This window comes from Bradyrhizobium sp. CCBAU 45394 (assembly GCF_028128655.1).
Lineage (GTDB): Bacteria > Pseudomonadota > Alphaproteobacteria > Rhizobiales > Xanthobacteraceae > Bradyrhizobium > Bradyrhizobium diazoefficiens.
This window is the reverse complement of sequence record NZ_LBIX01000004.1, coordinates 202,260-228,396: the sequence shown is the minus strand read 5'-3', so window position 1 is coordinate 228,396 and position 26,137 is coordinate 202,260. Positions and strand designations below refer to the sequence as shown.

The following is a 26,137-nucleotide window of genomic DNA, read 5'->3' as shown; positions in this document are numbered from 1 at the left end:
AAGCTCCGGCCGAAACCCACCTCGGTTTTGCAGCAGCATGGATGTTTTTCAGCGCTCCCCAAGTATTAGGGCACCGTTGCTGACCTGATTTCCGTACGACTACGGGATCGAATTGCGATAGGCAGATCAACCAAATCTTAGCGCGGCCGAGCGAGGGTGAGCCATTGCTCGTACTGCAGATGGACAATGCTGAACGCTTGGCGAAGGCTGGCCGGATCGCCGGGATCGTCCGTCACGATCCTGGGCTTGCTGTTTTCGCTCGTTGTCGTCGCCCTGTTTCTCGTTGATCTGGGCATCCGTTATCGAGAAGCGGTCGCATCAGCGAAAACCGACGCGCTCAATCTCTCGGCCATTCTTGCCGAGCATGCCGCGGTGACGTTCGAAGACATCGATCGAGTGCTGCTCGAGGCGCAGGCGATCCGCAAGGGCGCCTTGTCCGGAATATACGCCGATCCCGGTGCGGCCAATGCCGCGTTGCGTCAACTGGTCAAGAGCTCGTCGATTCTCGTCGCGGTCGGCTGGACCGATGCGTCCGGCGCGGTCGTTGCGCATTCCTACGAGCACGCGCCGCCGCGCAGCAACATCTCCGACATGTCGCACTTCATCGCGCAGCGCGATGGCGCCGGCACCGGATTGTTCGTTGCGCCACCCTATCGTTCGGCCGGCGGCGACAAGTGGTTCAGCGCGGCGTCGCGCCGGTTGAACAACCCGGACGGGAGCTTTGCGGGCATCGTCACTGCACCGCTCGATCAATCTTTTCTCCTCAAGATCTACCGCAAGATAGATCTGGGGCAGGACGGCTCGGTCGTCCTGCTCCATCGCGTCGGGCGGATCCTGGCGCGCGTTCCGGAACAGAGCAACGTTTTGGGCATGTCGGTTGCGGGCGGCCCGCTCTTCACCCAGTATCTGCCGGTCTCCGAGTCGGGCTCATACGAGCTCACCAGCCCCGTCGACGGCGTCACGCGCATCGCAGGGTACAAGGCCGTGTCCGGCCTGCCGCTGGTTCTGGTGGTGACTTACTCGCGTAGTTACGTGTTGCAGCCGCTGTACCGGCATCTCTACACCTTCGGCCCGCTGGCTGCCGCGATCGTCACCATTATTCTGATCGGCACATTCCTGCTGCGGCGGCAAACGAATGCGCTTGCGGCTGCGAGTGCCCGGTTCGATGCTGCGTTGAGCAACATGCCGCATGGGCTCAGCATGTTTGACGCCGACGAGAGGCTATTGGTCGCCAACAGCCGTTACCGCGAGATGTATGATCTCACGGAGTCGCAGGTCGAACCTGGAACGCCGCTCAGCAGCATCGTCGGCCACTACAAGGCGACGGGAGCCGAACTGGACGCGGAGGAATTCCTCGAGGGCGCAAAGCACCGGGCGCCGCGGATCCTCACGCTTGCCGATGGCCGGATCATCTCGATCCTGCGAACGCCCATGGCCGATGGCGGCTGGGTCGCGACTCATCAGGACATCACCGAGAGACGGCGAGACGAGATCCTGCTGGCCGAAAATGCCGCCGAGCTGAGGCTCATCAACACGCGGTTCGATGTCGCGATCAACAACATGAATCAGGGCCTGTGCCTGTTTGACGCCGATAAGAACCTGGTCGTCTCCAACAGCCGTTACCAGCAGATGTACGATCTGCCGGACGAACTGGTACAGCCAGGCACGCCGCTGCAGCGGATATTGCAGCACTATGCGGATCGCGGTGAAACCAGCTCGCTGTCGGTCGACCAGCATGTCCAGATCATGCCGACCCAGCGACATCAGGACTACGCGTTGAAAGACCACCGCCAGATCCTGATCCAGCGCAAGCCGCTGCCGGACGGCGGCTGGGTTGCGACGCACGAAGACGTCACCGAGCAAAAGCGCGGCGAGCAGATGCTGGCCCAGAAGGCAGCGGAGCTGGAGGCGATCAATATGCGCTTCGATGCTGCCCTCAACAACCTGTCCCAGGGGCTCTGCATGTTCGATGCGGACCAGAGGATCGTGGTCTCGAACGCGCGCTATGCCGAAATTTATCATCTGAGCGGCGATCAGATCGGGCCAGGCACTTCGCTGGCGCAGATTCTCGAATATCGGCGCGAAAAAGGGACGTATTTTGCCGACGTCGCGCCGGACGTCTATCTCAGCCAGAACGTGAAGCAGCTGAGCGAGATCCGGGAACTTGCCGACGGCAGGGTGGTCGCGATCGCGCGCCACATGATGCAGGATGGCGGCTGGCTCACGACCCACGAGGATATTACCGATCGGGCGAGAAACGAGAAGCGTATCGCCTATCTGGCGCAGCACGATCTGCTCACGGGTCTTGCGAACCGCGCCGTGTTCTCCGAAAAGCTCGACGATGCTGCAAAGCGGTCGCAGCGTCATGGCACGACGTTCAGCGTGCTGATGCTGGATCTCGACAGGTTCAAGGCCGTCAACGATACGCTCGGTCACGCCGCGGGCGACCAGTTGCTGGTCGAGGTTGCGCGGCGGCTGAGTTCGTCGTTGCGGGATACCGATGTGCTGGCGCGGCTCGGCGGTGACGAATTCGCGATCATCCAGGAGAACGAAAAAAATCAGAGCGAGGGCGCGATTGCTCTCGCTCTGAGGATCATCGGCCTGATCGAGCAACCCGTCGATCTTGACGGCCATCGCGTCAGCGTCGGCGCCAGCGTCGGCATCGCCTTCGCGCCGGAGCACGGCGCCGACGCCGAGACGTTGCTGCAGAAGGCGGATGTCGCGCTCTACGCGACGAAGTCTGCCGGCCGAAACGATTTCCGCATCTTCCAGCCCGAAATGACGGAAGCTGCGGACACACAGAAGTCGATGGAAGGCGAACTGCGGGAAGCGATGGCCCGCAACGAGTTCGAGCTGCACTACCTGCCGGTGATCGACGCCAGAACGCGCGCGATGACGGGCCTGGAATGTTTCGTGCGCTGGCATCACCCTTCGAAGGGTGTGCTGGCGCCTTTCCTGTTCCTCGGTGTCGCCGAGCAGGCCGGACTGATGGTGCCGCTCGGTGAATGGATATTGCGACAGGCCTGCCTGGACGCGGCTGCCTGGCCAGCGCACATCAGGGTCGCCGTCAACATGAGCGCCGCCCAGTTCCACAGGAGCAACGTGCTCGACGTCGTCCTGTGCGCGCTGGTCGAGTCGGGATTGTCGCCCGAGCGGCTCGAACTCGAAATACCGGACGCTGCGCTCCTGGACGGGAATCTTGCGGCCCACCTGCTGACGGTCCGGCAACTGAAAAACCTCGGTGTCGGCGTCGTCCTCGATAATTGCGGTGTAGGCTATTCCGCGGCGAGCTACCTCCAGAGCTTCCCATTCGACAAGTTCAAGATCGACCGCGCGATCGTGAAGGACTGCACGACGCGAAGGGATTGCGCCGCGGTCATTGCCTCCGCGGTCGCATTGGCGCGCGGTCTCGGTGTCGCCACGGTCGCCAAGGGCGTCGAGACCCCTTCGCAATTCGAGGCTCTTCAAGCAGCGGGTGTGGACTTCGTCGAGGGATACCTATTCGGGCGACCCGTGCCGAACTCTGAAATCAGTTTCGATTTGCCGTTGCCGGCACAAAACGTCGCGTGATCTCATGACCTCCGTCGGAACGCAGGCAACTCAACCCCAGGGTCACGAGAGATGAATTTGGCGAACGGCCTGATCGATCAACTCGAGATCGCGCTGGCGAGCCCGGAACTGTCGAAGCGCGCCGAGCTTCTGCGTCAAGTCGCCGATCTCTTCGTGTTGGGCTCGGGCAAGTTCAGCGACGTGCAGATCGATCTGTTCGACGAGGTGATGAGCACGCTTCTCAGGAATATCGAGTGCACCGCGCGGGCGACCTTCGGGGGCCGGCTTTCCAGATTGCCTGACGCGCCACTACGGACGATCCGCTTGCTGGCGTTTGACGATGCGCCCGAGGTGGCCGCGCCGGTGCTGGAGCACTCACCACGGCTCGACGAGGTGACGTTGGCGGAGAACGCGCGGACCAAGAGCCAGGATCACCTGCTGGCCATCGCCGGCCGCAGCCAGTTGACGGAACCCGTCACCGACGTCCTGGTCGAACGCGGCAACAGCGACGTCGCGGTGCGGACAGCCGGTAACGGTGGGGCCAGGTTCTCGGTCCAGGGAATGTCCCGGCTCACCGGCCGGGCCCGGGACCATGGCGCGCTCGCCATCTGCATCTGGGCTCGCCCCGATATCCCGCGCGCGAGCTTGCTGAAATTGTTCGTCCATGCGTCCGAGATGGTGAGGCGCAAGCTGGAGGCGGCCGATCCGCGCCAGGCGGCGCTGATCCGGAGTGCCATTGCGGAGAGCTCCGATGAGCTTCATACGATGGCCCGGGCAGGCTCGAGCGAACATGCCCGGGCGTTGGCCGAGGTGAGGTCGCTACATTCGGGTGGGCAACTCGACGAGGCACACGTGCTCGACTTCATCGGCGAGCGGAGCTTCGACAAGACCGCCGTCGCGCTGTCGCTCATGAGCGATCTGCCGATCGGAGCGATCGAGCGTGCGCTGGTCCGCTCCGAGCCCGAGCAGATTCTCATTCTTGCGAAGGCGATCGGTCTGTCCTGGGACACGACGAAGGCGATCTTGACGTTTCAGCCCGGTTCACCCCACGAGGCGAAAGAACGATTGGAGCAGTGCTTTGCAAGCTTCCTCCGGTTGAAGCCAAATACTGCGAAGGCCGCGCTCCAATTCTACCGGCTCCGCGAGCGGGCCGGCCAGGGTCCTGTCCACTAGCGGACGCGAACCCAAACCACATTCCTGGTCTCGCGCCGTTTTTCAGATTTTTTCAGAGTTTCGCGATCGCCAAAAGCTCGGCGCCTTCAGAGACAAGGATTCGGCTCTTCATCCGCCTTTTCAAGGCGCAAACAATCTCATTTCCCGACGTTCGCGCGCCGCTTCATCCTAAGAACCGACATCTGCCGCGCCTGCTTGAGAGCTGGGCGGCATTGCGCATCGGTGCCTTCCTCCTGCATGATCGCGGGAACTTTTGGGGAATGACCATGCGATCTGTCGTCGTCACCGGCGCGTCCACCGGCATCGGCTGGGCCATTGCGAAATTCATGGTCGGGCGCGGCTATCGCGTGTTCGGCAGCGTCCGCAAGCAGGCCGACGCCGACCGGCTCACGGGTGAGTTCGGCGCCAACTTCACACCGCTCCTGTTCGACGTCACCGACGAGGCGGCAGTCCTCGCTGCTGCGCGAAACGTCCGCGAGGCGCTGGGCGGCGAGACGCTGGCCGGCCTCGTCAACAATGCCGGTGTCGCGGTGGCCGGTCCCGTGCTCGAATTGTCGGTCGATGATTTCCGCCGCCAGATGGACATCAACGTCATCGGCCCTGTGATCGCGACGCAGGCTTTCGGGCCGCTGCTCGGCGCGGACCCGTCGCTGAAGGGGCCGAAGGGGCGGATCGTGATGATCAGCTCGGTCGCAGGCAAGAACGGCAATCCGCTGTCGGCGCCCTACTGCACCTCCAAGCACGCGATCGAGGGACTGTCGGAAAGCCTGCGCCGCGAGCTGATGCTGTTCGGCATCGACGTCATCATCGTCGCCCCCGGCGCGGTGAAGACGCCGATCTGGAGCAAGGCTGAAGAGATCGATCTCTCCGTCTACCAGAACTCGCCCTATCTGCCGGCGCTCAACAAGGTCATGGCGTTCATGATGGCGCTCGGCGCGAAGGGCCTGCCCGCCGAGCGCATCGCCGAGATCGTGTTCGAGGCGCTGACCGCGGCAAGCCCCAAGGTGCGCTACCAGATCACGCCCAACCCGATGCGGCATCTGATCGGGGCCGTGCTGCCGAAACGGACGCTCGATCGGATCATCGCCAAGCAGCTTGGGCTGTTGCCGCAGGGGTGACGCCCCGCTTCAGCGCGCCGCGACGGTCCGTCCGCGCGGATGGGCGGCCATCGCGATCAGCCGCAGCGCAATCACGGCGAGCAGCGGAAGGAGGAAAGCGGCATAGAGCGGCATCGCCGGCACGCGCTTGCCGAACGACACCATGAACTGGAGCCAGAGGTAATAGCCCCCTGTGAGGTGCAGCGCGCGCCAGGCGCGCGGCCCGAGCAGCGCGGCGGTGCGGTCGAACGAGGTCGCGCTCATCGCGATGATGAAGGCATAGCCGATGCCGCCGAAGATGTAGGAGGCGGCCGAGGTCGCCTCCGCAAAGTCGGCCGGATCCATATTGGCGAACGCGACGATCGCAACCGCGTGGATCGCGTGGGAGGCGGCGAAGCTCAAGCCCAGATAGCGGCGGTTGCGGCGCTGCCAGCGCGTCCAGGCATTGGGCCAGAGCCGGGCGAGAGCCGCGGCGCCGAAGGCGAGACAGAACAGCATGAGCGAGCTGCGCGCCGTGAAGCGGATCACCATCCGCACGCCCTCGACCTCGAATTGCCGCATCGAGGCGATCCACAGGCTGAGGACGATCAGGCTGAGGGTGAGGGCGGCCAGCAGCCTCCAGCCTTCGAGCCAGCTTTGCCGTTGTGACATGGTGGTTTCCTCCCTTATGTAATCATCGATTACATTTATGGCCGGCATATCCGTCAATGGTGTAATCGCTGCTTACATTCACGTTCGGGTGATGCTAGAAGGCCCGATGCCCGCCCGTCAGACCTCCAGGCCGCGCGCGCGCCGCCAAACATCCCAGGCCCGGCCGTACCACCACGGCGACCTTCGCCGCGTGCTGATCGATGCTGCGCTGCAACTGGCGGCCGAAGGCGCCGAGGTCTCCGTGCGCGAGGCCGCGCGCCGGGCCGCGGTATCGCCGGGCGCGCCGTTCCGGCACTTCCCCAACCGCGACGCGCTGATGGCGGCGGTGGCCGGGGAGGCGCAGCGGCGCTTTCGTGCGGAGATCGAGAAGGCGCTGGGCGAGGCTCCGGCCGCCGATCCGCTCGGCCGCTTCCGCGCCTTCGGCCTTGCCTATCTGCGCTGGGCGATGCGCAATCCCGCACATTTCGAGATCATCTCCACGGGGCGCTATTTCGCCCATGGCAGCTCCGCGGAGCTGACGCGCGACAATGCCGAGCTAATCGCCCTGACGGAGCAGATGCTGGCCGAGGCGGCGGAGCAGGGCCTGCTGCCGTCGGCCGACCTCAAGCGCATCCAGATCGCCGGTCGCGCCCTGGTCTACGGTTTTGCCCGGATGAATCTCGATGGCCACTTTCCGCGCTGGGGCGTGGAGGAGGGGGAGGTCGAGCGGATGGCGGAAGGGGTCATCGATCTGTTCATCGCCGGGATTGCCAAGCGCTAGCGTCGCCCGCCGCTAGGAATAAGCGAAGGTCGGATCGCGGCGCGCGTTGCCTGTCCTTGACTGTTCCGTTACAGTTTTATGACACGGTGCAGGCTTCCGGCTGCGCCGGACGCCCTAGTCGCCTTCGGGCCGGCCAGACGGCTAGGATCATCGTGCCGGACCAGCTGTTGCGTGTCGTCGATGGCGTCCGCGCCCAATCCAGGTCCTTCTGCCACGACTGCCGTGCTGGCGAGCGTTGCCGCGCTCGGCATCTGGCGGCTGCTCGCGGTCGCCGCGCCGCATCTGGCGGCCCTCGCGCTGATGTACGAGACCGAGACCGATTTCGGCTCGCGCCTCTCCTTCGCGCTCGCCTGGGGCATCCTCAATTTCTTCTGGATCACACTGCTGCGCCGGCCGGCGCTGTCGGGCGCGCTGTCGCTGACCTTGGTCGTCGTGCTGGTGCTGCTGTCGCGGCTCAAGCACGACGTCGTGCAGATGACGGTCAACTTCATCGACCTGATGATGATCGACCGCGACACCGTCGCGTTCCTGTTCACGATCTTCCCGAATTTGCGCTGGTCGGTGATCCTGGCCGGTCTCGTCACGCTGCCGCTGATGTACGCGCTGTGGTGGCTCGATCCGTTCCGCATCCGGCGCCTGCCGGCGCTCGCCTGCAAGCTCGCTTGTCTCGCCGCGCTGGTCGGCTATTCGCTCTATCATCCGGACGAGGCCTGGCGGGGGTATTACGACGACGGCTATCTCTCGAAGTTCTTCCGCTCCGGCGTCAGCGCGGTGTCCGACTTCGCGCAGTACGGCTTCATGGAATCGGCCGCCTCGACCAACGAGCGGCTCAACATACCGCTGGTGGACGCCTGCCATCCCACGGGCCGCCGGCCGAACATCATCATGATCCATGATGAATCGAGCTTCGACATCCGCGCCGCCCAGGGCATCAAGGTGCCGCAGGGCTATGGCAGCCACTTCAAGTCATGGGACGGCAAACAGCGCACGTTTCTGGCCGAGAGCAATGGCGGGCCGAGCTGGTTCACCGAATACAACGTGCTCGCCGGCCTCTCCTCGCGCTCGTTCGGCCGCTTCGCGTATTTCGTGACGCGCATCGCAACCGGCCGCGTCGAGCGCGGCCTGCCGCTGGCGCTGCGCCGCTGCGGCTACGACACCCTGTCGCTCTATCCCGCCTATGGCGGTTTCATGGGCGCACGCAGCTTCCAGATGACGACCGGCGTCGAACGCTTCCTCGATTCCAAGGACCTCGGCGCCAAGGACGTCGAACCGGACTCGTTCTTCTACGACAAGGCGCTCCGGTTGATGGGTGAGCGGACGCCGAACAAGCCGCTGTTCACCTTCATCTATCTCGGCGCCAATCATTTCCCCTGGGAGACGCGCTTCCGTCCCGATTTGCTGCCGAACTGGCGCGCGCCGGGCAATGTGGCGTCCATCGACGAATATCTGCGCCGGCAGGCGATGAGCGCCGAGCAGTACAGGGCTTTCGTCGCGGGGCTGAAGAAGACGTTTCCCGGCGAGCCCTTCCTGATCGTGCGCTATGGCGATCATCAGCCCGAGTTTGCGCCGAACATCCTCGAGCCCGGGCTCGACGAAGGCGCCATCGGCAAGAAGCTCGACGCCTACGATCCGCGTCTCTACGCGACCTACTACGCGATCGACGCCGTCAGTTTCGAGCCGGTCAGAAGCGAGGCCGTGATGGATACGATCGACGGGCCCTATCTGCCGCTTGTGATCCAGGAAGCCGCCGGCATCCCGCTCGACCCGTCCTTCGCCGTGCAAAAGGACATCATGCTCCGCTGCAAGGGCATCTTCTACGGCTGCAAGGACGGCGCCGAGGCGCGGCGGCTCAACCGGCTGCTGATCAATGCGGGGATGATCCGGGGGCTGTAGCGCTCTGACGCGTTTTGCGAGGGGGCGTTTTTTGGAGCGTCCATGTCTCTCCAATGTCGTCCTGGCGAAGGCCAGGACCCATACCGCGTGATCTATCAAATCGAGCGAGCTGCTAGTACCGTCCACATAACCAAGCCTTGGGGTAATGGGTCCTGGCCTTCGCCAGGACGACACCGAATAAATAGCGCAGGCCTACCGCCCGCCCACCTTCCCCCACAGCCATTTCGCCACCGCATCCGGCGACGAATTCGCGTCGTTGCCGCTGGCGCGCAAATTGGCCTCGCGCATGGTGGCGATGTCGATCTTGCCGAGCAGCGGTCTGAGCGCGGCCTGCAATCGCTCGTCGCCGGCGCGCTTGGGTGCGAGCAGCAGGATCGCATCGTAGGGCGGGATCGCGTGCCTGGGATCGTCGAGCACAACGAGGTCGTATTTCGCGATCAGCCCGTCGCTGGTGTAGCCGGCGATGACGTCGACCTCGCCGCTGGCGACCGCCGCATACATGAAATCCGGCTGCATCTGGCGCTGGGCGTGGAATTGAAGGCCGTAGGCCTTTTGCAGCGCCGCCCATTCGGGGCGCGAGAAGAACTCGTAGTCGCCGGCGATCGACAGCGCCGATGCGTGCGCGGCGAGATCGGCGATGGTGCGGATGCCAAGCGCCTCGGCGCGCTTTTTCGGGATCACCAGCGCATAGGCATTCTCGAAGCCGAGCTCGCCGAGCAGGGTGATGTTCTCCTTCGTGAGGGCTGTCTTCAGCTCCGCGAGCAGTTCGGCGCGCGGCTTGATGTCGGTGCGATGCAGCTGGTTGGCCCAGAGCGTGCCGGAATAATCGACATAGAGGTCGATGTCGCCCGCCTTCAACGCCCCGAAGATCACGCTGGAGCCGAGGCCCGAGCGCGCCGTGGCCGACAGGCCGGCCGCCTGGAGGCGATCCCTGAGCAGGGCCGACAGCACGTATTGCTCGGCGAAGGTTTTGGCGCCGACGACGTAGCCCTGCGACGAGCGGCCCATCGTCGGCACCAGCGTTGCGGCGACCAGTGCCGCGATCCCGACCGCGCCGAACCCGGTGCGCAGGCGGCTGCGGCGGCGCAGGCCGCTCTCGATCAGGCCGAGCAACTGATCGACGGCGAGCGCCAGCAGGGCGGAGGCAAGGCAGCCGAACAGCACGAATACCCAGTTCTGGGTCTGGAGCCCGGCAAAGATGTAGTTGCCGAGGCTGGTCTGCCCGATCGGGGTCGAGAGCGTCGCGGTGCCGATCACCCAGACCGCGGCGGTGCGGATGCCCGCCATCATCACCGGCAGCGCCAGCGGCAGCTCGACCAGGACGAGCGACTGCCGCGCGGTCATGCCGACGCCCTCAGCGGCTTCGATCAGCGCCGGGTCGATGCCGTTCAGCCCGGTGATGCCGTTGCGCAGCACCGGCAGCATCGAATACAGCGCCAGCGCCAGCATCGCCGGCAGGAAGCCGAACGCCGAGAAGGAGATTCCGAACCAGGCGAGCGTCAGGGACGCCGCCGCCAGCAACAACGGATAGAACAGCGCGAGCAGCGCCAGTCCCGGCACGGTCTGCACGATGCTGGCGAGCGCGAGCAGGATGCCGCGCGGCGCCGGGCGGTTGCGTGTCAGGATCGCCAGCGGCAGGCTGACGGCGAGGCCGAGCGCCAGCGCGGCCAGGCTCACCCGCACATGGTTGCCGAGATAGTCGGGCAGATGCGACAGCGCCTCGCCCCAGCGTGGATCGGTGAAGAGGCTCATGCCGCACCGCTCTGCGGCAGCAGCGCGTTCAGCCGCTCGACCTGGCGCCGCGGCGTGCGCAGCAGCTCCAGCACATAGGCGTCGGTGCTCGTGGAGAGCTCCGCGGGTGTGCCCTGCGCGAGCAGCTTGCCGCCGCGCATCACCGCGATGCGGTCGGCGAGCAGGATCGCCTCCGTCATGTCATGCGTGATCATGACCGTGGTCAGGCCGAGCCTGCGATGCAGCGAGCGATAGTCGTCGCCGAGCGCGTCGCGGGTGAGGGGATCGAGCGCGCCGAACGGCTCGTCCATCAGCACGATGCGGGGTTTTGCCGCGAGCGCCCGCGCCACGCCGACGCGCTGGCGCTGGCCGCCCGAGAGCGCCTCGGGCAGCCGGTCACGGTGCGCGGCACGGTCGAGCTGCACGAGCTCCAGCAATTCGTCGACCCGCGCTGCGATATCCGCTGCCGGTGCGCCCAGCAGCTTCGGCGTGATCCCGATATTGTCGGCGACGCTCAAGTGCGGGAACAGCCCGCCGCTCTGGAAGACGTAGCCGATCCGGCGCCGCAGCGCGACCGGATCGACGTTTTGCACGTCCTCGCCATCAACCGTGATGGTGCCGCGATCCGCCTCGATCAGCCGGTTGGCAAGCCGCAGCAGCGTGGTCTTGCCCGAGCCCGAGCCGCCGACGATGGCCACGAACTCGCCCTCGGCGATGTCCAGCGACACGTTGTCCACGGCCGTGAGGGAGCCGAAGCTCTTGGTGACGTGGGAATAGCTGATGGCGGGCTTGGAAGGCATCAGGACGGGGCTCACTCTTCCTTACCCTCCCCCTCCAGGGGAGGGTGAAGGAGGCGACGAAGCCCATGCGTAGCACGCTTGGCGGATTGATTGAACTTGGCCGCGCGAGCGGTTAAGGCATCGGACCAAATTCGGAGGGAACACATGACAACACCTACGGCGGTGGCGCTGGAAGATGCCAAGGTTGCGTTCCGGCTGGGGGACGGACGGGTCTATACGGCGGTGGAGAAGGCGCATCTTTCGGTCGCGCAGGGCGAGTTCGTCGCCATCGTCGGCCCGACCGGCTGCGGGAAATCGACGCTGCTCAACGTCGCGGCCGGGCTGCTGAAGCCGGCGGCCGGAAGCGTCAAGATCTTCGACCGGCCGCTCGCGGGGCTGAACCGGGATGCCGGCTATCTGTTCCAGGCCGATGCGCTGTTCCCCTGGAAGACCGCGCTCGACAACGTCGCTATCGGGCTCGAGATCAAGGGCACGCCGCGCGCCGAGGCGCTGCCGCGGGCGCAGAAATGGCTGACGTCCGTAGGCCTCGGCGCCTTCGCGGGCCGCTATCCCCACATGCTCTCGGGCGGCCAGCGCAAGCGCGTGGCGCTGGCGCAGGTTCTGATCCGCGATCCCAAGATCCTGCTGATGGACGAGCCGTTCGGGCCGCTCGATGCACAGACCCGCCAGGTGATGGGCAATCTGCTGCTCGATCTCTGGAACGCCGACCGCAAGGCGGTGCTGTTCGTGACCCATGATCTCGAAGAGGCGATCGCGCTCGCCGACCGCGTCGTGATCATGTCGGCGGGGCCGTCCTCGCGCATCATCGGCGACTGGCGCGTCGGCTTGCCGCGCCCGCGCGACATCTTCGAGGTGCGCCTGGACAAGGAATTCCATGCGCTCCACCGCGAGATCTGGAGCGTGCTCAAGGACGAGGTGATGAAGGGCTACGCGCAATCCACCCAAGCGGCGGAGGCGGTCTGATGTCGCGCCCGACGCTGCTTGCGCTGCAAGTCCTGGTCGCAGTCGTCTGCATTGTGCTGTGGCAGGTGCTGTCGACCGTCCCCGTGTTCGGCAAGATCGTGCTGCCGCCGTTCTTCTTCTCCAACCCGTTCGACGTGTTCAGTCAGATCGTGAAGTGGTTTGCCTCCGGCGTGATCTGGAAGCACCTCGGCATCACGCTCGCGGAATCGATCCTTGCCTTCGTGATCGGATCGCTCGGCGGTGTGCTGATCGGCTTCTGGTTCGCGCGCCAGCCGCTGGTCGCCGCGGTGTTCGACCCTTACGTGAAAATGGTCAACGCCCTGCCGCGCGTGGTGCTGGCGCCGATCTTCGCGCTGTGGCTCGGCCTCGGCATCTGGTCCAAGGTCGCGCTCGGCGTGACGCTGGTGTTCTTCATCGTGTTCTTCAACGTCTATCAGGGCGTCAAGGAGGTCAGTCGCACCGTGCTCGACAATGGCCGCATGCTCGGCATGAGCGAGCGGCAGCTGATGCAGCACGTCTATTGGCCGTCGGCGCTGTCCTGGATGTTCTCCTCGCTGCACACCTCGGTCGGCTTCGCCGTGGTCGGCGCCGTCGTCGGCGAGTATTTGGGATCGGCGGCCGGCCTCGGCTATCTAATCCAGCAGGCCGAAGGCGTGTTCGACGTCGCCGGCGTGTTCGCCGGCATGTTCGTGCTGTCGGCCTTCGTCATCCTGATCGACTTCGGGGTCACGCTGGTGGAGCGGCGCTTGCTGGTGTGGCGGCCAACAGCGTTGGATGGACGTGGCTAGCCGCCGCGTTGTCCTGCTGACATTTATGTGATTGACCGGCCGGAATAGAACGCGCGCCCACGCGTCATACCCCCATGCAACCACCTGCATGGGAGTTCAGGATGCACCGGTCACAGTTTCATCGCCTCGTTGCGGCGCTCGCAGGCAGATGCCGATGGCCAAGGCCCGGCCTTGGCATGGCACTCATCGGCGCACGCATTCTCGTCGCCTTCGCAATTCCTCCGCTCGTATTCGCGCATGAAGCCCATCCGGCCAACCCGCCGGCTGCGCTGAGCGCGGAGGAGCGTGCGTTCCTGGAAGAAAACGAATCCGCCATGGCCAAGATGATGAACGACATGGCTGCCAAGCCGACGGGCGACGTCGATCGCGACTTCGTCGCGATGATGAATCCGCATCATCAGGGTGCGATCGACATGGCGGTCATCGAATTGCGCTACGGCAAGAACGAGCAGTTGCGGCGCATTGCCCAGGAAATCATCGTCGACCAGATGCAGGAGATCGCGGCCATGAAGCTCGCGATCGGCGAACCGGCAACCGATACGACGCCCGCCCCGACCCAGCCGCCGTCTGGCCCCGTTGCAAGCGTCCATCATCACCCGGGCATGCAGATGGACATGTCCGCCGGAATGAAGAAGTAGGAGCGCCACATGAAGACGTCGAGAAGCAGCATCGGGAAGAGCATCTTCCTGGCGGCCACCATGCTTGCAACCGGTTCAGCCGCATGGGCAGGGCAGGCGCCTGGTGCGCTGTCCTCACCCGATATTCCGATCAGCCATCACGACCGCGTCTATGCCGCGGAGCAGTTCTCGAACACGGTCTCGGTGACCGACCCGGTCGACAACAAGCTGCTTGGGGTGATCCGGCTCGGCGACCCGCAGCCCGGCAATTTCAGCCCGCTCTACAAGGGCCAGGTTCTCGTGCATGGCATGGGCTTTTCGCCCGATCACAAGACGCTTGCCGTGGTGTCGATCGGCTCAAACTCGGTCACCTTCATCGACACCGCGACCAATGCGGTCAAGCACACGACCTATATCGGGCGGTCGCCGCACGAGGCGTTCTTCACGCCGGACGGCAAGGAGGTGTGGGTCACCGTTCGCGGCGAAAACTACATCTCCGTGATCGACCCGCAGAGCTTTGAGGAAAAACGCCGCATCACCACCCCCAGCGGGCCGGGCATGCAGATGTTTTCACCGGACGGCAAATACGCCTACATCTGCTCGTCCTTCAATCCCGAGACCGACGTCGTCGCGGTCGCCGAGCACAAGATCATCGCCAGGGTGAAGCAGGAGAGCCCGTTCTGCCCGAACATCGCGGTGACGCCGGATGGAAACCAGGTGTGGTTCACGCTGAAGGATACGGGCAGGACGCAGGTGTTCAACGCCAGGCCGCCGTTCAACCCGATCAGGACGATCGATACCGGTCCGATCACCAACCACGTCAATTTCGCGCACACTGCCAGGGGGACATTTGCCTACGTCACTATTGGTGGCCTGAACCAGGTGAAGGTGTTCCGCACCGACGACTTCTCGCAAGTCGCGACGATCCCGGTCGGCAATCTGCCGCACGGCGTCTGGCCGTCCGGTGACGGCACGCGCATCTATGTCGGGCTTGAGAACGCCGACGCGCTCGCGGCGATCGACACCGCAACCAACAGCGTGGTGGCGAATGTCCCGATCGGCCAGGCGCCGCAGGCCATTGCCTACGTTCCAGGTGCGGCTCCCAATCCTGATGACCGCCAGAACCTGCAGGCCCTCGGCGTTGCCGGCCAGGTCGCTCATCTCGCGCTTGCATCCAGGGACGGTTCGAAGGACGGAAAGGCGCCGACCAGCGTCTCGCTGTTCGATCAGGGCCTGATCCAGATCTTGCAGGCTTCGGTGACGGGACTTGAGCCCAGGCAGAAATATGTGCTGGCGCTGGCGGAGCATGGCGATGGAAGTGGTACGTTGCAGCCGTTGGCGGCGTTCATGACCAATCCGGCCGGATCAGCTATCGTCAACGCGGCCGGTCCGATCCGGCAGATTGTCGATCAGTCTGCGGCAGCTGCAAGACGGTATCTGGTGATTGCGTCCGGCGACGTGGCCATGCCCGGCGAGGCGGTCCAGATCGAGGCGCAATGACGTCCGGCCGAGCGGCAATGGAGAGCAGGCGGAGCGCCCCATGAAGGATATGCTGGTTCAGGTCGAGCCGCTGATCCCCGCGCTCCGCCGCTATGCGCGCGCGCTCATGCGCGATCGTGCGGCGGCCGACGACCTCGTTCAGGATTGCCTGGAGCGCGCCGTCAGCCGCTGGCACCAACGGCGTGACGGCAGCGTGCGTGCCTGGCTGTTCACCATCCTTCACAATCTGGCGGTCACGCGATTCCGTCAGGCCACAGCCCGAGGCAGGCATATGCCGATCGATGATGCAGGCGAGCAGGAGCTCGTCAGTGCGGCAGCGCAGGAGCACAGGCTGATCTATCAGGACGTCTTGAGCAAGCTGGCGAGACTGCCGGAAGAGCAGCGGGCCGTGTTGTTGCTGGTTGCGGTCGAGGATCTCTCCTACGCGGACGCCGCCGAAGTTCTCAAGGTTCCGGTTGGCACCGTGATGTCGCGACTGTCGCGTGCACGGGAAAGGTTACAACAGGAGATGGATGGCATTGCGCCAGGAAATGTCGTGGCATTGCGGAGCTCGAAATGAACCAGCGACCGATCACGGAGGATGATCTCCACGCCTATGTGGACCAGGTGCTCGAGCCCGAGCGTCGCGCGGAGGTCGCATCCTATCTGGACGATCATCCGGATGTCGCCAGACGCGTTGCGGCCTTCGCCACCCAGCGCGAGCAGTTGCGCGGCGCGCTTGCGTCAATCGCCGACGAGCCATTGCCGGCCGAGCTGAATTTGTCGCATATCATGGAGAACCGGAAGCGGCGTCCTCTGCCGGCATGGGGAGCAATCGCTGCGTTGCTGCTCCTCGGCGTCGGCGGTCTCGGCGGCTGGACCATGCGCAGCCTGCTGCAAGAAGGTTCGAACGGTCTGTCTGCGCTGGCCCAGGAGGCCGCCTACTCCTATGGCGTCTATGCGCCCGACCGCGTGCGGCCGGTCGAGATAAGAGCGTCCGACAGTGCCGAGCTCACGCAATGGGTCTCCAACCGGCTGAAGCAGCCGGTCAAGGTGCCGGATCTTTCCGTGTCCGGCTATCGGCTGATGGGAGGGCGTCTCGTTGCGACCTCGCACGGTCCGGCCGCGATGTTCATGTACGACGACGATCGCGGCGATCGCCTTGTCGTGCTGACGCGCCCGATGAGCCGCGGTGGACAGGATACGCCGATGCTGCCGCAATCGACCGGTGATGTCGCGGGTTTCGCCTGGGCGGACGGCGGCATGGGCTATACGCTCGTCGGCGAGCTTCCGACGGACACGCTCAAGCCGATCGCGAACGAGATCAGGAAGCAGGCGCGCCCGATCTAGCCGGGACATTCAGTGGACGGGCCCGCGCGTCGCGCGAGCCCCGGCAGCGCGAATGCTCAATCCAGCAGCTTGGTATCGTCGGGCGCCTGCGGCGGCGTCTTGATCGCGATTGCCTTAACCTGGCCGCTGATCGGCTTGGTGCCGCCATGCGGCGTGCCCTTGGGGATGATGACGAGGTCGCCCGGCTTCACCGTGACCTCCTTGTCGCCGAGCCAGATCGTCCCGGTCCCGTCCAGGATGTACTGGATTTCGTTGGTGTTGGGATGCAGGTGCTTGGGCACATTGCCGACCTGGATCGAGATGGTGGCGCCGTCGGCGCTTGCGAACATCTTGGAGCGATAGCCGACATTGTTGGCGGGCCCGAGCGCGTCGCCTTCCATCTCGCCGGTGTGGATGATCTGTGCGGTGACGTTCTCGGCGGCCAGCGCCGGCCGGAGCAACTGGTTTGCGCCGCATCCGGCGGCAAAGGCGGCGGCGATCGACAGTCCGGCGGCAAGGCGATTCATGGATGATTCTCCCCATCAGGAATTGTTCTTGTTTGGCCATGCTATTGCGCCCAAAGGCTGATGGCGAGTCGCACTTAGGCAGTGCTTCTCAAGCCGGTCCCGCTGCTCTATGGTGCCGCCGGCCGAACGGAGGAAACCAATGAAGAACACGATTGCCAGGCTCGCCGGCGCGCTGCTCGCGCTGACGCTCACCACCGGTCTTGCCGCGGCGCAAAGCAAGGTGACTATCGCGGTCGGCGGCGGTTCCTGCCTGTGCTATCTGCCCACGGTGCTGGCCAAGCAGCTCGGCGAATACGACAAGGCCGGCCTCAATGTCGAACTCGTGGACCTCAAGGGCGGTTCGGATGCGCTCAAGGCCGTGCTCGGCGGCAGCGCCGACGTGGTCTCCGGCTATTTCGACCATTGCGTCAACCTGGCGGCCAAGAAGCAGGAGCTCCAGGCCTTCGTCGTCTATGACCGCTATCCCGGCCTCGTGCTGGTGGTTTCGCCCGCGCACACGAACGAAATCAAGTCGATCAAGGATCTCGCCGGCAAGAAGGTCGGCGTCAGCGCCCCCGGATCCTCCACCGACTTCTTCCTCAAATACATGCTCAAGAGGAATGGCCTCGATCCCGCCGGCACCGCCGTGATCGGCGTCGGCCTCGGCGCCACCGCGGTGGCCGCGATGGAGCAGGGGCAGATCGACGCAGCCGTGATGCTGGATCCTTCCGTCACGGTGCTCCAGGGCAGCCACAAGGATCTGCGCATTCTCAGCGACACCCGCACCCAGAAGGACACGCTTGAGACGTTCGGCGGCGAATATCCGGGCGGCGCGCTGTATTCGACCGCGGCCTGGGTCAATGGCCACGAGAAGGAGACGCAGGCGCTCACCAATGCGATCCTCGCCACGCTGGCCTGGATTCACTCGCACTCGCCTGAGGAGATTATGGCGAAGATGCCGGAAGAGACCGTCGGCAAGAACAAGGACCTCTATCTCGCCGCGCTGAAGAACACGATCCCGATGTTCTCCGAGACCGGCAAGATGGACCCGAAGGGCGCGGACGCCGTGCTCGCCGTGTTCAGCGTCGGCTCGCCCGAGGTCGCCAACGCCAAGATCGACGTCAGCAAGACCTTTACCAACAGGTATGTCGAGCAGGCCAAGAAGACCACGGGGAGCGCCAAATAACTGACGCGAAGGCGTGGTAACCAGGCTTCATGACGTCCCCGGTCATTCATCGCGTCACGACGCTTGATCTCGCCGTGCGGCCGATCATCTGGCCGTTCGCCGAGGAACGGCGCGCCGAGATCGCGGCGCACTTTGCCGAGAAGCAGCGCGAGCGGCCGAAAATCTGGAACGGCCGCGTCCTGCTCGGGCGCGATGCCGTGTTCACGGACGGCCATCTCGCCGCGACCTATTTCGAGACCGATTTCGCGAGCTTCCTCGCCTGGCGCGACTGGGGCTTCCCTGACACCGCCGTGTTCAACGGTTTCGGCATGGGCGCGCTGCGCGCCTCCGACGGCGCCTTCGTGATGGGCGAGATGGCGCAGCACACCGCCAATGCCGGCCGCATCTATTTCCCCTCCGGCACGCCCGATCTCGACGACGTCAGGGACGGTGTGCTCGACATTCCCGGCAGCGTCGTCCGCGAGCTCGCCGAGGAGACCGGCCTGACCGCGGCCGACTACGCGGCGGAAACCGACTGGCACTGCGTCGTCAGTGGCCATGCGATTGCAATGATTCAGATAATCAACCTGGACATGCCGGGCGAGGCGATCCGTGCCCGGATCGAAGCCAATCTCGCGCGCGAGACCGAACCTGAGTTGTCGGCCATTCATCTCGTGCGCGGGATGGATGATCTCACCCCGACCATGCCGCGATTTGTCACGGCCTTCGTCGCGCAGCAGTTCGCCTCGCGCTGACGCGCGAGGCTTGACATCGCTGCGCGCAGCCCATGTGATGGGCGAAAAAGCAAAAGCAAGAAGAATGCAATGCACAATCGTCCAGGGAGGTTTAGATGCGCCTGCGCATGGCTGCCCGCTTGGTACGGGGGCTGATGGTCGCGATATCAGCGACGGGCTTGGCGGTCTCCGTCCAGGCCCAGGAGAAGAAGATCAAGATCGGCGTGGTGTTCGACCTGACCGGCCCGCTCGCGGGCGGCGGCTCTGAGCTCGGCTATATCGGCGCAAAGATCATCCTCGACCATTTCGCCAGGACCGGCGTCGAGGGCTACAAGATCGAGGCGGTCTATGCCGATGCGCAGAGCAAGCCCGACGTCGCCATCAACGAGTCCGTCCGCCTGCTCGAGCAGGAGAAGGTCGACATGGTGCTCGGCTTCTTCTCCTCGGCACAATGCGTGCCCGTGGCCGCGCGTGTCGAGCAGCTCAAGAAGTTCATGTGGATGACGACCTGCATCTCGTCCGCCGTGTTCAACGAGAAGGGCTACAAATACGTCTTCCGTCCGCAGGCGAGCGGCGATCAGTTCGGCATGATGACGATGGATTTCATCGCCCAGAACGCCAAGGCGAAGTTCGACAAGGAGCCGAAGGATCTGCGCGTCGCCATCATCCATGAGGACGGCGCCTATGGCGTCGACGTCTCCAGGGGTAACGAGGCGGGCGCCAAGAAGGCCGGCTTCAACGTCGTGATCAAGGAAGGTTATTCGGCGACCGCGCCGGATCTCTCGTCGCTGGTGACCAAGCTGAAGCGCGCCAAGCCCGACGTGATCTTCCACACCGGCTACAACCCCGACATCACGCTGCTGCTGCGGCAGGCCCGCGAGCAGGGGCTGAAGTTCGGCGCGCTGATGGGGCATGGCGCCGGCTATGGCGTCTATGAGAAGCTGAAGGAGGGCATGGGCGCGGATGCCACCTACATCTTCAACACCGACCCGATCTCGATCTGGCTCGCCAACCAGAAGACCATGGATCCGAAGCTTCCCCCCGTGATCAAGATGGTCGGCGAGGAGTTCGACAAGATCAGGCCCGGCGTCGCCATCCGCTCCGCCCATGTCGGCATCGGTGCGTCCAATACCTATGTGTTCATGAGCGATGTGCTGCCGCGCGCGATCAAAAAATACGGCGGGGTCGATCCCGACGCGCTGCGCAAGGCGGCGCTCGACACCGACATTCCCGAGGGCGGCACCATGCTCGGCTTCGGCGTCAAGTTCTACGGCGAAGGCACGCCGATGGCAGGGCAGAACGAGCGCTCGTTCCCCGTCGTGATCCAGTATCTCGAGGACAAGTCCCATGTGGTGTGGCCCAAGAGCCAGGCGCAGCGCGAGGCCGTGCTGCCACTGCCGAAGGGCACCACCTACAGCAACCAGTAGCGCAACACGCGAAGAAACGGAGAGCTTTGGTGTTGGAAGTCAGCGGGCTGGTGAAGCGGTTTGGCGGCTTCACCGCCGTGAACAACGTATCGTTTCGGGTCGACCAGGGCGAGATCCTCGGCCTGATCGGTCCCAACGGTTCGGGCAAGAGTACGATCTTCAACATGCTCTCCGGCACGCTGGCGCCGACCTCCGGGTCGATCCTGTTCGCCGGGCACGAGATCGCGGGCCTCGCGCCGCACCGGATCATCAACCGCGGCATCGGCCGTACCTTCCAGATTCCGCGCCCCTTCCGCCGCCTGACCATCTTCGAGAACGTCGCGCTCGCCGGCTTCTACGGCCAGGGCCGCCACAGCCGCATCATGGCCGAGGAAGCGGCCGAGCGGTCGCTGGCCATGGTCGGCCTGCCGACCGACCGCCATGCCAGCGTCGACGGCCTCGGCGCTGCCGGGTTGAAGAAGCTCGAGCTGGCAAAAGCGCTCGCTACCGCGCCAAAACTGCTGCTCGCCGACGAAAGCCTCGGCGGCCTTGACGAGACCGAGATGGACCAGGCCGCCGACATGCTGCGCAACATCCGCGACGAGCTCGGCATTACCATCATCTGGGTCGAGCACATCATGGGCGTGTTGATGCGGGTGGTCGATCGCGTCATGGTGCTCGATCACGGCGAGAAGATCTCGGAAGGGTTGCCGAGCGCGGTCGCAGGCGATCCGCGCGTCATCGAGGTCTATCTCGGCACCGATGCCGAGACCACGCAGGCCGCGGCCGCCGAAGCGCGCCGCCGCGCGGGAGGCTAGCCGATGCTGGAGCTGCGGTCCGTCAACGCCGGCTACGGTACGTTCCAGGCGCTGTTCGACGTCGATCTCGACGTGAGGGCCGGCGAGGCGGTCGGCGTCATCGGCCCGAACGGCGCCGGGAAGACCACCCTGATGCGCGTCATCTCCGGCCTGATCCGTCCCTCGCGCGGTTCGATCAGGATGGAAGGCGTCGATGTCGTGGCGACGCCGCCGCACAAGATCGTCAGCCTCGGCATTGCACATGTGCCGGAGAACCGGCGGCTGTTTCCGCAGCTCACGGTCGACGACAATCTGAAGATGGGCGCCTTCATGAAGGAGGCGCGCGGCCACTATGCCGAGCGGCTGGAGGTGGTGTTCGACCTGTTTCCGCGCCTGAAGGAGCGCCGCCACCAGATGGCCGGCACGATGTCCGGCGGCGAGCAGCAGATGTGCGCGATCGGGCGCGCGCTGATGTCCAATCCAAAACTACTGCTGCTCGACGAGCCCTCCGCGGGACTTGCGCCGGTCGTGGTGCAGCAGGTGTTCGAGCTGGTGAAGCGGATCCGCGCCCGCGGGCTGACGGTGCTGATCGTCGAGCAGAACGTGCAGCAGGTGCTCCGGGTGGTCGACCGTGCCTATCTGATCGAGGCCGGCACGATCCGCAGCTCAGGCACTTCGGCCGAGATGCTCGCGAGCGACACGGTCAAGGAAGCGTATCTCGGGGTGTGAGGGGCGGGCAGGGGCATGCAGGCATTCCTGGACATTTTCGACATCTACCTGCTGGAGGCCGTGATCAACGGCATCCTGCTCGGCGGCGTGCTGGCGCTGCTTGCGCTTGGGCTCAATCTGATCTTCGGCGTCATCGACGTGACCTGGATCTGCTATGCCGAGCTCGTGATGATCGGCATGTACGCCATGTATTTCATGGTGCAGTACTACGGCGTCAGCTATTTCATCGCGGCGCCGTTCACCATTCTTCTGGTCGCGCTGCTCGGCGCCGCGCTGCATTACCTCGTGATCGCGCCGCTGCTCACCGCGCCGCCGATCAACCAGTTGCTCGCAACCGGTGGCGTGCTGTTCGTGCTCCAGAGCTTTGCTACCGTCGCCTTCGGCATCGACTTCCGCAATCTCGGCATCCGCCTGCCGGTGCTCGCCTTCGGCGATATGAATTTCAGCTACGCACGACTCCTGTCGTTTCTGGCTGCGCTGGTCGGCATGGTCGCCGTCTACCTGTTCATGACGCGCACCTTCACCGGCACCGCGATCCGCGCCATCTCGCAGGACCGGCAGATCATGGCGCTGATGGGCGTCGATACGAAGAAGCTCTACCTCATCACCTCGGCGCTCGGCGGCGCGCTCGCAGGCCTCGCCGCCTGCCTGCTGGTGCTGCAATACGACGTGCACCCCTTCGTCGGCCTGTCCTTCGGGCCGATCACCTTCCTGATCTGCGTGCTCGGGGGCCTCGGCAATTTCATCGGCGGCTTCATCGCCGCCTTCGTGTTCGCCGAGATCATCTCGCTCGGCGGGCTGTTCTCCGACCTCGAATGGGGCTATGTGCTCGCCTTCGCCTTCTTCATCGTCATGATGTTCATCCGGCCCGCGGGCCTGCTTGCGAGGCGCCGATGACGGGGCAGGGGCGGCTTGCGGCATGGGCGGTGGGACTGGCGGCGCTGGTCGCGCTGCCCTTCGTCTATCGCGATCCCTATCATCTGCACATCCTGGTGCTGATCCTGATCTGGTCGTTCGCCTACACGTCCTGGTCGATGATGGGGCGGTTCGGCCTGGTCTCGCTCGGCCATGGCGGCTTCATGGGCATCGGCGCCTATGTCACCGCGCTGCTGTGGAATCATCTGGGCTGGTCGCCCTGGATCGGCATTCCCATCAGCATGGCTGCGGCGGGTACGCTGGCGCTGATCGTCGGCTATCCCTGCTTCCGCTTCCGCATCACCGGTCACTATTTCGTGCTGGTGACGCTGGCGCTGTCGGGCATCGTGCTCCAGGTCATCACCGCCACACGTGACTATACCGGCGGCTCGCTCGGCTACACGCCGAACCGCGCCTCGGGCAACAAGCTGCTGGCGCTGCAATTCGACGACAAGACGACCTGGTATCTGATCGCGCTCGGGGTCTGGCTGTTCGGCATCGTGGTCTGGCACTGGGTCGACCGCAGCATGAGCCGCTACGCGCTGGAGGCGATCTCGGAGGACGAGGACGCCGCGGCCGCCGCCGGCGTCGACGTCACCGCGGAGAAGCTGAAGATCACGCTGCTCAGCGCGCTGATGACGGCGCTCGCCGGCGCCATCTACTGCCAGTACCAGATGTTCATTACGCCCGACACGGTCAGCGGCATCGCGGTGTCGCTCCAGATGGTGTTTGCCGCCATCGTCGGCGGCCTGTTCGTCTCGCTCGGTCCGACCTTCGGTGCCGTCATCACGATCCTGCTGGCGGAGAGCTTGCGCATCGGCTTCGGCACCAAGGCGGTCGGCTGGGACAATCTCGTCTACGGCGTGCTGCTGGTGCTTTTCATCATATTCCTTCCCAAGGGTATCCTTGGTAGCGTGCTCGACCGACTGAAGCCGCAACGCAAGGTGCCCCGCGCCCATGAACAAGAAGCCGTCCAGATCGCTCGCCCAGGAACTTGACCGTTACATCACGCCGTTCCGCTACGACGGCTCGGGCAAGTTTCACCTCAAGGCGCACAAGACCAACGAGAAGGGCGATCTCGACAAGGAGAGGGCGCAGGAGATTCTCGACGCCAACAAGAAGCGGCTGATCGAGTTCCAGGAGAAACTCTACGCCCAGGACCGCTGGTCGGTGCTGATCGTGTTCCAGGCCATGGACGCGGCCGGCAAGGATTCCGCGATCAAGGCGATTTTCGAGGGCATCAACCCGCAGGGCTGCGATGTCCACGCCTTCAAGGCGCCAAGCAGCAAGGAGCTCGACCACGACTTCCTCTGGCGCCACGTCACCGCGCTGCCGGAGCGCGGCCATATCGGCATCTTCAACCGCTCGCATTACGAGGAGTGCCTGGTGACGCGCGTGCATCCGGAGATCCTCGCCAAGGAGAAGCTGCCGCAGAAGCTCGTGACCAAGAACATCTGGAAGGAGCGGTTCGAGGACATCTCCGCCTTCGAGCGTTACCTCACGCGCAACGGCACCGTGGTGTTGAAGTTTTTTCTCAACCTGTCCAAGGACGAGCAGCGTCAGCGCTTCCTCGACCGGCTGGAGGAGCCCGCCAAGCAGTGGAAATTCTCCATGGACGACATCAAGGAGCGCGCGCTGTGGCCGCGCTATCAGGCGGTCTATCAAGACATCGTTCGCCACACGGCAACGCCGCATGCGCCGTGGTATGTCGTGCCCGCCGATCACAAATGGTTCGCGCGCGTCGTGATTGGCTCGGTGATCAACGCTGCGCTCGAAAAGCTGGACCTGCGCTTTCCCCGCGCCGACAAGGCCTCGCTGGAGGAGTTCGAAGAGGTGCGCAAGGCGCTGGAGAAAGAAGCGACGGGAAGCAAGAAGCAAGCAAAGTGACAGCCAACCGGACCGCGGACCGCAAGACCGTCAACTTCGCGCTCCAGGGCGGCGGCGCGCACGGCGCCTTCGTCTGGGGCGTGCTCGATCAGGTGCTCGAAGACGGCAGGTTGGCGATCGAGGCGGTCAGCGCGACCAGTGCCGGCGCCATGAATGCGGTGGCGATGGCCTCCGGCATGGCGCACGGCGGCGCGGAGGCCGCCCGGGAGAGCCTGCACGCATTCTGGTACGAAGTGTCGCGTATGGACATGACGTACGATTTGATGTCGCCGCTGAACCAGTGGATACAGGCCCTGAGGCTGCCGCCGGAATATCATCCGGTCCACGCAATCATCCACACGCTGACGCACACGCTGCCGCCGGGCCTGCTCAATCCCTTTCATTTCAATCCGCTCCGCTCGCTGCTGCAGCGCGTGGTCGATTTCGACCGGCTCAATTCCTCGCCCGAGGCGCCGCAGCTGTTTCTCAACGCCACCAACGTTCGCACCGGCAAGATCAAGGTATTCCAGAGCCCGCTGCTCACGGCGGAAACCGTGCTCGCCTCGGCCTGCCTGCCGCCGTATTTCCAGGCCGTCGAGATCGACGGCGAGCATTATTGGGATGGCGGCTATCTCGGCAATCCCGCGATCTATCCGTTGATCTACCGCAAGGGCAGTCACGACGTCATCATCGTGCAGGTCACGGCGATCCGGCGCAACGAGCTGCCGACCAGTGCAGCCGATGTCCTCCACCGCATCAACGAGATCAGCTTCAATTCGTCCTTGATGCGCGAGATGCGCGCGATCGCCTTCGCCACGCGGCTGATCGACGACGGCGAGCTCGACAGCAGCAGGCATAGCCGCATGTACATACATTGGATTGGCAACGACCAGTTGATGTCGCAGCTCGGCACGGCCACGCAGTTCCACCCCGAATGGAGCCTGTTGTGTCGCCTGCGCGACGAGGGCCGCGAGGCGGCGCGAAGCTGGCTGGCGCGAAACTTCGACCAGATCGGAAAGTCCTCGACGGTCGACCTGGCAGACATGTTTCTCTAGGCCAGCCGAGCCGGTCATCGAAAAAGTACGAAAACAACCCCATGCACAGTAGCCGGTGCCAGTGGAATCAATGGCTTGGCGAACGGTCGCTGTTGTTCGGATTTAAAGATGTCCGTTTGACCCGTCGGGCAAGA

At 64.6% G+C, this 26,137-nt stretch carries 24 protein-coding genes; 20 read left to right on the top strand and 4 right to left on the bottom strand.

Annotated elements, in window-relative coordinates; translation table 11 throughout:
• The first annotated feature begins 186 nt into the window (after positions 1 to 186).
• From WN73_RS01830 to WN73_RS01820, 3 genes are all read left to right on the top strand, one after another.
• Positions 187 to 3,570, top strand: coding sequence for a bifunctional diguanylate cyclase/phosphodiesterase (locus WN73_RS01830; protein WP_271551290.1), 3,384 nt, complete (start codon positions 187 to 189; stop codon positions 3,568 to 3,570).
• Between the two features lie 51 nt (positions 3,571 to 3,621).
• Positions 3,622 to 4,722, top strand: a complete 1,101-nt coding sequence (locus WN73_RS01825; RefSeq protein WP_271551289.1) for a DUF2336 domain-containing protein — start codon at positions 3,622 to 3,624, stop codon at positions 4,720 to 4,722.
• 266 nt (positions 4,723 to 4,988) lie between these two features.
• On the top strand, positions 4,989 to 5,840 hold the full coding sequence (locus WN73_RS01820) for an SDR family oxidoreductase (RefSeq protein WP_162603835.1): 852 nt from the start codon (positions 4,989 to 4,991) through the stop codon (positions 5,838 to 5,840).
• 9 nt (positions 5,841 to 5,849) lie between these two features.
• Here the strand turns inward: WN73_RS01820 and WN73_RS01815 are convergent, their stop codons facing one another.
• A complete protein-coding gene (locus WN73_RS01815; RefSeq protein WP_271551288.1) occupies positions 5,850 to 6,470 on the bottom strand; it encodes a hypothetical protein in 621 nt (206 codons plus the stop codon).
• 37 nt (positions 6,471 to 6,507) lie between these two features.
• Between WN73_RS01815 and WN73_RS01810 the strand changes: the two genes are divergently transcribed.
• Positions 6,508 to 7,230 carry a TetR/AcrR family transcriptional regulator gene (locus tag WN73_RS01810; RefSeq protein ID WP_028176165.1) on the top strand — a complete coding sequence of 241 codons (723 nt, stop codon included), beginning with the start codon at positions 6,508 to 6,510 and terminating at the stop codon, positions 7,228 to 7,230.
• A 180-nt stretch (positions 7,231 to 7,410) separates the two neighbouring features.
• The gene (locus WN73_RS01805; protein ID WP_271551287.1) at positions 7,411 to 9,123 is read left to right on the top strand and encodes a sulfatase-like hydrolase/transferase; all 1,713 of its coding nucleotides are present in this window, start codon (positions 7,411 to 7,413) and stop codon (positions 9,121 to 9,123) included.
• A 192-nt stretch (positions 9,124 to 9,315) separates the two neighbouring features.
• Here WN73_RS01805 and WN73_RS01800 read toward each other — a convergent pair whose 3' ends face one another.
• The gene (locus WN73_RS01800) at positions 9,316 to 10,875 is read right to left on the bottom strand and encodes a glycine betaine ABC transporter substrate-binding protein (RefSeq protein ID WP_182869398.1); all 1,560 of its coding nucleotides are present in this window, start codon (positions 10,873 to 10,875) and stop codon (positions 9,316 to 9,318) included.
• Positions 10,872 to 11,654 carry an ATP-binding cassette domain-containing protein gene (locus tag WN73_RS01795; protein WP_182869396.1) on the bottom strand — a complete coding sequence of 261 codons (783 nt, stop codon included), beginning with the start codon at positions 11,652 to 11,654 and terminating at the stop codon, positions 10,872 to 10,874. Before WN73_RS01795 ends, WN73_RS01800 begins: the two co-directional genes overlap by 4 nt.
• Positions 11,655 to 11,798: 144 nt before the next feature.
• Between WN73_RS01795 and WN73_RS01790 the strand changes: the two genes are divergently transcribed.
• From WN73_RS01790 to WN73_RS01765, 6 genes are all read left to right on the top strand, one after another.
• Positions 11,799 to 12,617, top strand: a complete 819-nt coding sequence (locus WN73_RS01790) for an ABC transporter ATP-binding protein (protein ID WP_011089228.1) — start codon at positions 11,799 to 11,801, stop codon at positions 12,615 to 12,617.
• On the top strand, positions 12,617 to 13,405 hold the full coding sequence (locus WN73_RS01785; protein WP_011089227.1) for an ABC transporter permease: 789 nt from the start codon (positions 12,617 to 12,619) through the stop codon (positions 13,403 to 13,405). Before WN73_RS01790 ends, WN73_RS01785 begins: the two co-directional genes overlap by 1 nt.
• A gap of 176 nt (positions 13,406 to 13,581) precedes the next feature.
• Positions 13,582 to 14,043 (top strand): DUF305 domain-containing protein, encoded by a 462-nt coding sequence (locus WN73_RS01780; protein ID WP_049832629.1) that lies wholly within the window; start codon positions 13,582 to 13,584, stop codon positions 14,041 to 14,043.
• A 9-nt stretch (positions 14,044 to 14,052) separates the two neighbouring features.
• On the top strand, positions 14,053 to 15,522 hold the full coding sequence (locus WN73_RS01775; protein WP_271551286.1) for a YncE family protein: 1,470 nt from the start codon (positions 14,053 to 14,055) through the stop codon (positions 15,520 to 15,522).
• A 40-nt stretch (positions 15,523 to 15,562) separates the two neighbouring features.
• The gene (locus WN73_RS01770) at positions 15,563 to 16,081 is read left to right on the top strand and encodes a sigma-70 family RNA polymerase sigma factor (protein WP_271551285.1); all 519 of its coding nucleotides are present in this window, start codon (positions 15,563 to 15,565) and stop codon (positions 16,079 to 16,081) included.
• Positions 16,078 to 16,851: an anti-sigma factor family protein gene (locus WN73_RS01765; RefSeq protein WP_271551284.1), complete on the top strand. Its 774-nt coding sequence runs from the start codon at positions 16,078 to 16,080 to the stop codon at positions 16,849 to 16,851. The genes WN73_RS01770 and WN73_RS01765 overlap by 4 nt, the downstream gene beginning before the upstream one ends.
• Positions 16,852 to 16,907: 56 nt before the next feature.
• Here the strand turns inward: WN73_RS01765 and WN73_RS01760 are convergent, their stop codons facing one another.
• The gene (locus tag WN73_RS01760; protein ID WP_028176159.1) at positions 16,908 to 17,357 is read right to left on the bottom strand and encodes a cupin domain-containing protein; all 450 of its coding nucleotides are present in this window, start codon (positions 17,355 to 17,357) and stop codon (positions 16,908 to 16,910) included.
• A gap of 139 nt (positions 17,358 to 17,496) precedes the next feature.
• Here WN73_RS01760 and WN73_RS01755 point away from each other — a divergent pair, with 139 nt between their 5' ends.
• The 9 genes from WN73_RS01755 (at position 17,497) to WN73_RS01715 (ending at position 26,003) form a co-directional block, all read left to right on the top strand.
• Positions 17,497 to 18,522 (top strand): ABC transporter substrate-binding protein, encoded by a 1,026-nt coding sequence (locus WN73_RS01755; protein ID WP_028176158.1) that lies wholly within the window; start codon positions 17,497 to 17,499, stop codon positions 18,520 to 18,522.
• A gap of 29 nt (positions 18,523 to 18,551) precedes the next feature.
• Positions 18,552 to 19,256, top strand: a complete 705-nt coding sequence (locus WN73_RS01750) for a hypothetical protein (RefSeq protein WP_011089220.1) — start codon at positions 18,552 to 18,554, stop codon at positions 19,254 to 19,256.
• A gap of 95 nt (positions 19,257 to 19,351) precedes the next feature.
• Positions 19,352 to 20,662, top strand: coding sequence for an ABC transporter substrate-binding protein (locus WN73_RS01745; protein WP_271551283.1), 1,311 nt, complete (start codon positions 19,352 to 19,354; stop codon positions 20,660 to 20,662).
• A gap of 29 nt (positions 20,663 to 20,691) precedes the next feature.
• Positions 20,692 to 21,459, top strand: coding sequence for an ABC transporter ATP-binding protein (locus WN73_RS01740; RefSeq protein ID WP_161533757.1), 768 nt, complete (start codon positions 20,692 to 20,694; stop codon positions 21,457 to 21,459).
• 3 nt (positions 21,460 to 21,462) lie between these two features.
• A complete protein-coding gene (locus WN73_RS01735; protein WP_011089217.1) occupies positions 21,463 to 22,167 on the top strand; it encodes an ABC transporter ATP-binding protein in 705 nt (234 codons plus the stop codon).
• Positions 22,168 to 22,182: 15 nt separating this feature from the next.
• Positions 22,183 to 23,064 (top strand): branched-chain amino acid ABC transporter permease, encoded by an 882-nt coding sequence (locus tag WN73_RS01730; protein WP_028176153.1) that lies wholly within the window; start codon positions 22,183 to 22,185, stop codon positions 23,062 to 23,064.
• On the top strand, positions 23,061 to 24,080 hold the full coding sequence (locus tag WN73_RS01725) for a branched-chain amino acid ABC transporter permease (protein ID WP_182872347.1): 1,020 nt from the start codon (positions 23,061 to 23,063) through the stop codon (positions 24,078 to 24,080). Before WN73_RS01730 ends, WN73_RS01725 begins: the two co-directional genes overlap by 4 nt.
• The gene (locus WN73_RS01720; RefSeq protein WP_011089214.1) at positions 24,040 to 24,969 is read left to right on the top strand and encodes a polyphosphate kinase 2 family protein; all 930 of its coding nucleotides are present in this window, start codon (positions 24,040 to 24,042) and stop codon (positions 24,967 to 24,969) included. Before WN73_RS01725 ends, WN73_RS01720 begins: the two co-directional genes overlap by 41 nt.
• Positions 24,966 to 26,003, top strand: coding sequence for a patatin-like phospholipase family protein (locus tag WN73_RS01715; RefSeq protein WP_182872346.1), 1,038 nt, complete (start codon positions 24,966 to 24,968; stop codon positions 26,001 to 26,003). Before WN73_RS01720 ends, WN73_RS01715 begins: the two co-directional genes overlap by 4 nt.
• Positions 26,004 to 26,137 lie beyond the last annotated feature (134 nt).

What these genes read in the sequence shown, in the direction of transcription:
- WN73_RS01830 (WP_271551290.1), top strand. Translation starts at nt 187, where the DNA reads ATGCTGAACGCTTGGCGAAGGCTGGCCGGATCGCCGGGATCGTCCGTC.
- WN73_RS01825 (WP_271551289.1), top strand. Translation starts at nt 3,622, where the DNA reads ATGAATTTGGCGAACGGCCTGATCGATCAACTCGAGATCGCGCTGGCG.
- WN73_RS01820 (WP_162603835.1), top strand. Translation starts at nt 4,989, where the DNA reads ATGCGATCTGTCGTCGTCACCGGCGCGTCCACCGGCATCGGCTGGGCC.
- WN73_RS01815 (WP_271551288.1), bottom strand. Translation starts at nt 6,470, where the DNA reads ATGTCACAACGGCAAAGCTGGCTCGAAGGCTGGAGGCTGCTGGCCGCC.
- WN73_RS01810 (WP_028176165.1), top strand. Translation starts at nt 6,508, where the DNA reads ATGGCCGGCATATCCGTCAATGGTGTAATCGCTGCTTACATTCACGTT.
- WN73_RS01805 (WP_271551287.1), top strand. Translation starts at nt 7,411, where the DNA reads ATGGCGTCCGCGCCCAATCCAGGTCCTTCTGCCACGACTGCCGTGCTG.
- WN73_RS01800 (WP_182869398.1), bottom strand. Translation starts at nt 10,875, where the DNA reads ATGAGCCTCTTCACCGATCCACGCTGGGGCGAGGCGCTGTCGCATCTG.
- WN73_RS01795 (WP_182869396.1), bottom strand. Translation starts at nt 11,654, where the DNA reads ATGCCTTCCAAGCCCGCCATCAGCTATTCCCACGTCACCAAGAGCTTC.
- WN73_RS01790 (WP_011089228.1), top strand. Translation starts at nt 11,799, where the DNA reads ATGACAACACCTACGGCGGTGGCGCTGGAAGATGCCAAGGTTGCGTTC.
- WN73_RS01785 (WP_011089227.1), top strand. Translation starts at nt 12,617, where the DNA reads ATGTCGCGCCCGACGCTGCTTGCGCTGCAAGTCCTGGTCGCAGTCGTC.
- WN73_RS01780 (WP_049832629.1), top strand. Translation starts at nt 13,582, where the DNA reads ATGGCACTCATCGGCGCACGCATTCTCGTCGCCTTCGCAATTCCTCCG.
- WN73_RS01775 (WP_271551286.1), top strand. Translation starts at nt 14,053, where the DNA reads ATGAAGACGTCGAGAAGCAGCATCGGGAAGAGCATCTTCCTGGCGGCC.
- WN73_RS01770 (WP_271551285.1), top strand. Translation starts at nt 15,563, where the DNA reads ATGAAGGATATGCTGGTTCAGGTCGAGCCGCTGATCCCCGCGCTCCGC.
- WN73_RS01765 (WP_271551284.1), top strand. Translation starts at nt 16,078, where the DNA reads ATGAACCAGCGACCGATCACGGAGGATGATCTCCACGCCTATGTGGAC.
- WN73_RS01760 (WP_028176159.1), bottom strand. Translation starts at nt 17,357, where the DNA reads ATGAATCGCCTTGCCGCCGGACTGTCGATCGCCGCCGCCTTTGCCGCC.
- WN73_RS01755 (WP_028176158.1), top strand. Translation starts at nt 17,497, where the DNA reads ATGAAGAACACGATTGCCAGGCTCGCCGGCGCGCTGCTCGCGCTGACG.
- WN73_RS01750 (WP_011089220.1), top strand. Translation starts at nt 18,552, where the DNA reads ATGACGTCCCCGGTCATTCATCGCGTCACGACGCTTGATCTCGCCGTG.
- WN73_RS01745 (WP_271551283.1), top strand. Translation starts at nt 19,352, where the DNA reads ATGCGCCTGCGCATGGCTGCCCGCTTGGTACGGGGGCTGATGGTCGCG.
- WN73_RS01735 (WP_011089217.1), top strand. Translation starts at nt 21,463, where the DNA reads ATGCTGGAGCTGCGGTCCGTCAACGCCGGCTACGGTACGTTCCAGGCG.
- WN73_RS01730 (WP_028176153.1), top strand. Translation starts at nt 22,183, where the DNA reads ATGCAGGCATTCCTGGACATTTTCGACATCTACCTGCTGGAGGCCGTG.
- WN73_RS01725 (WP_182872347.1), top strand. Translation starts at nt 23,061, where the DNA reads ATGACGGGGCAGGGGCGGCTTGCGGCATGGGCGGTGGGACTGGCGGCG.
- WN73_RS01720 (WP_011089214.1), top strand. Translation starts at nt 24,040, where the DNA reads ATGAACAAGAAGCCGTCCAGATCGCTCGCCCAGGAACTTGACCGTTAC.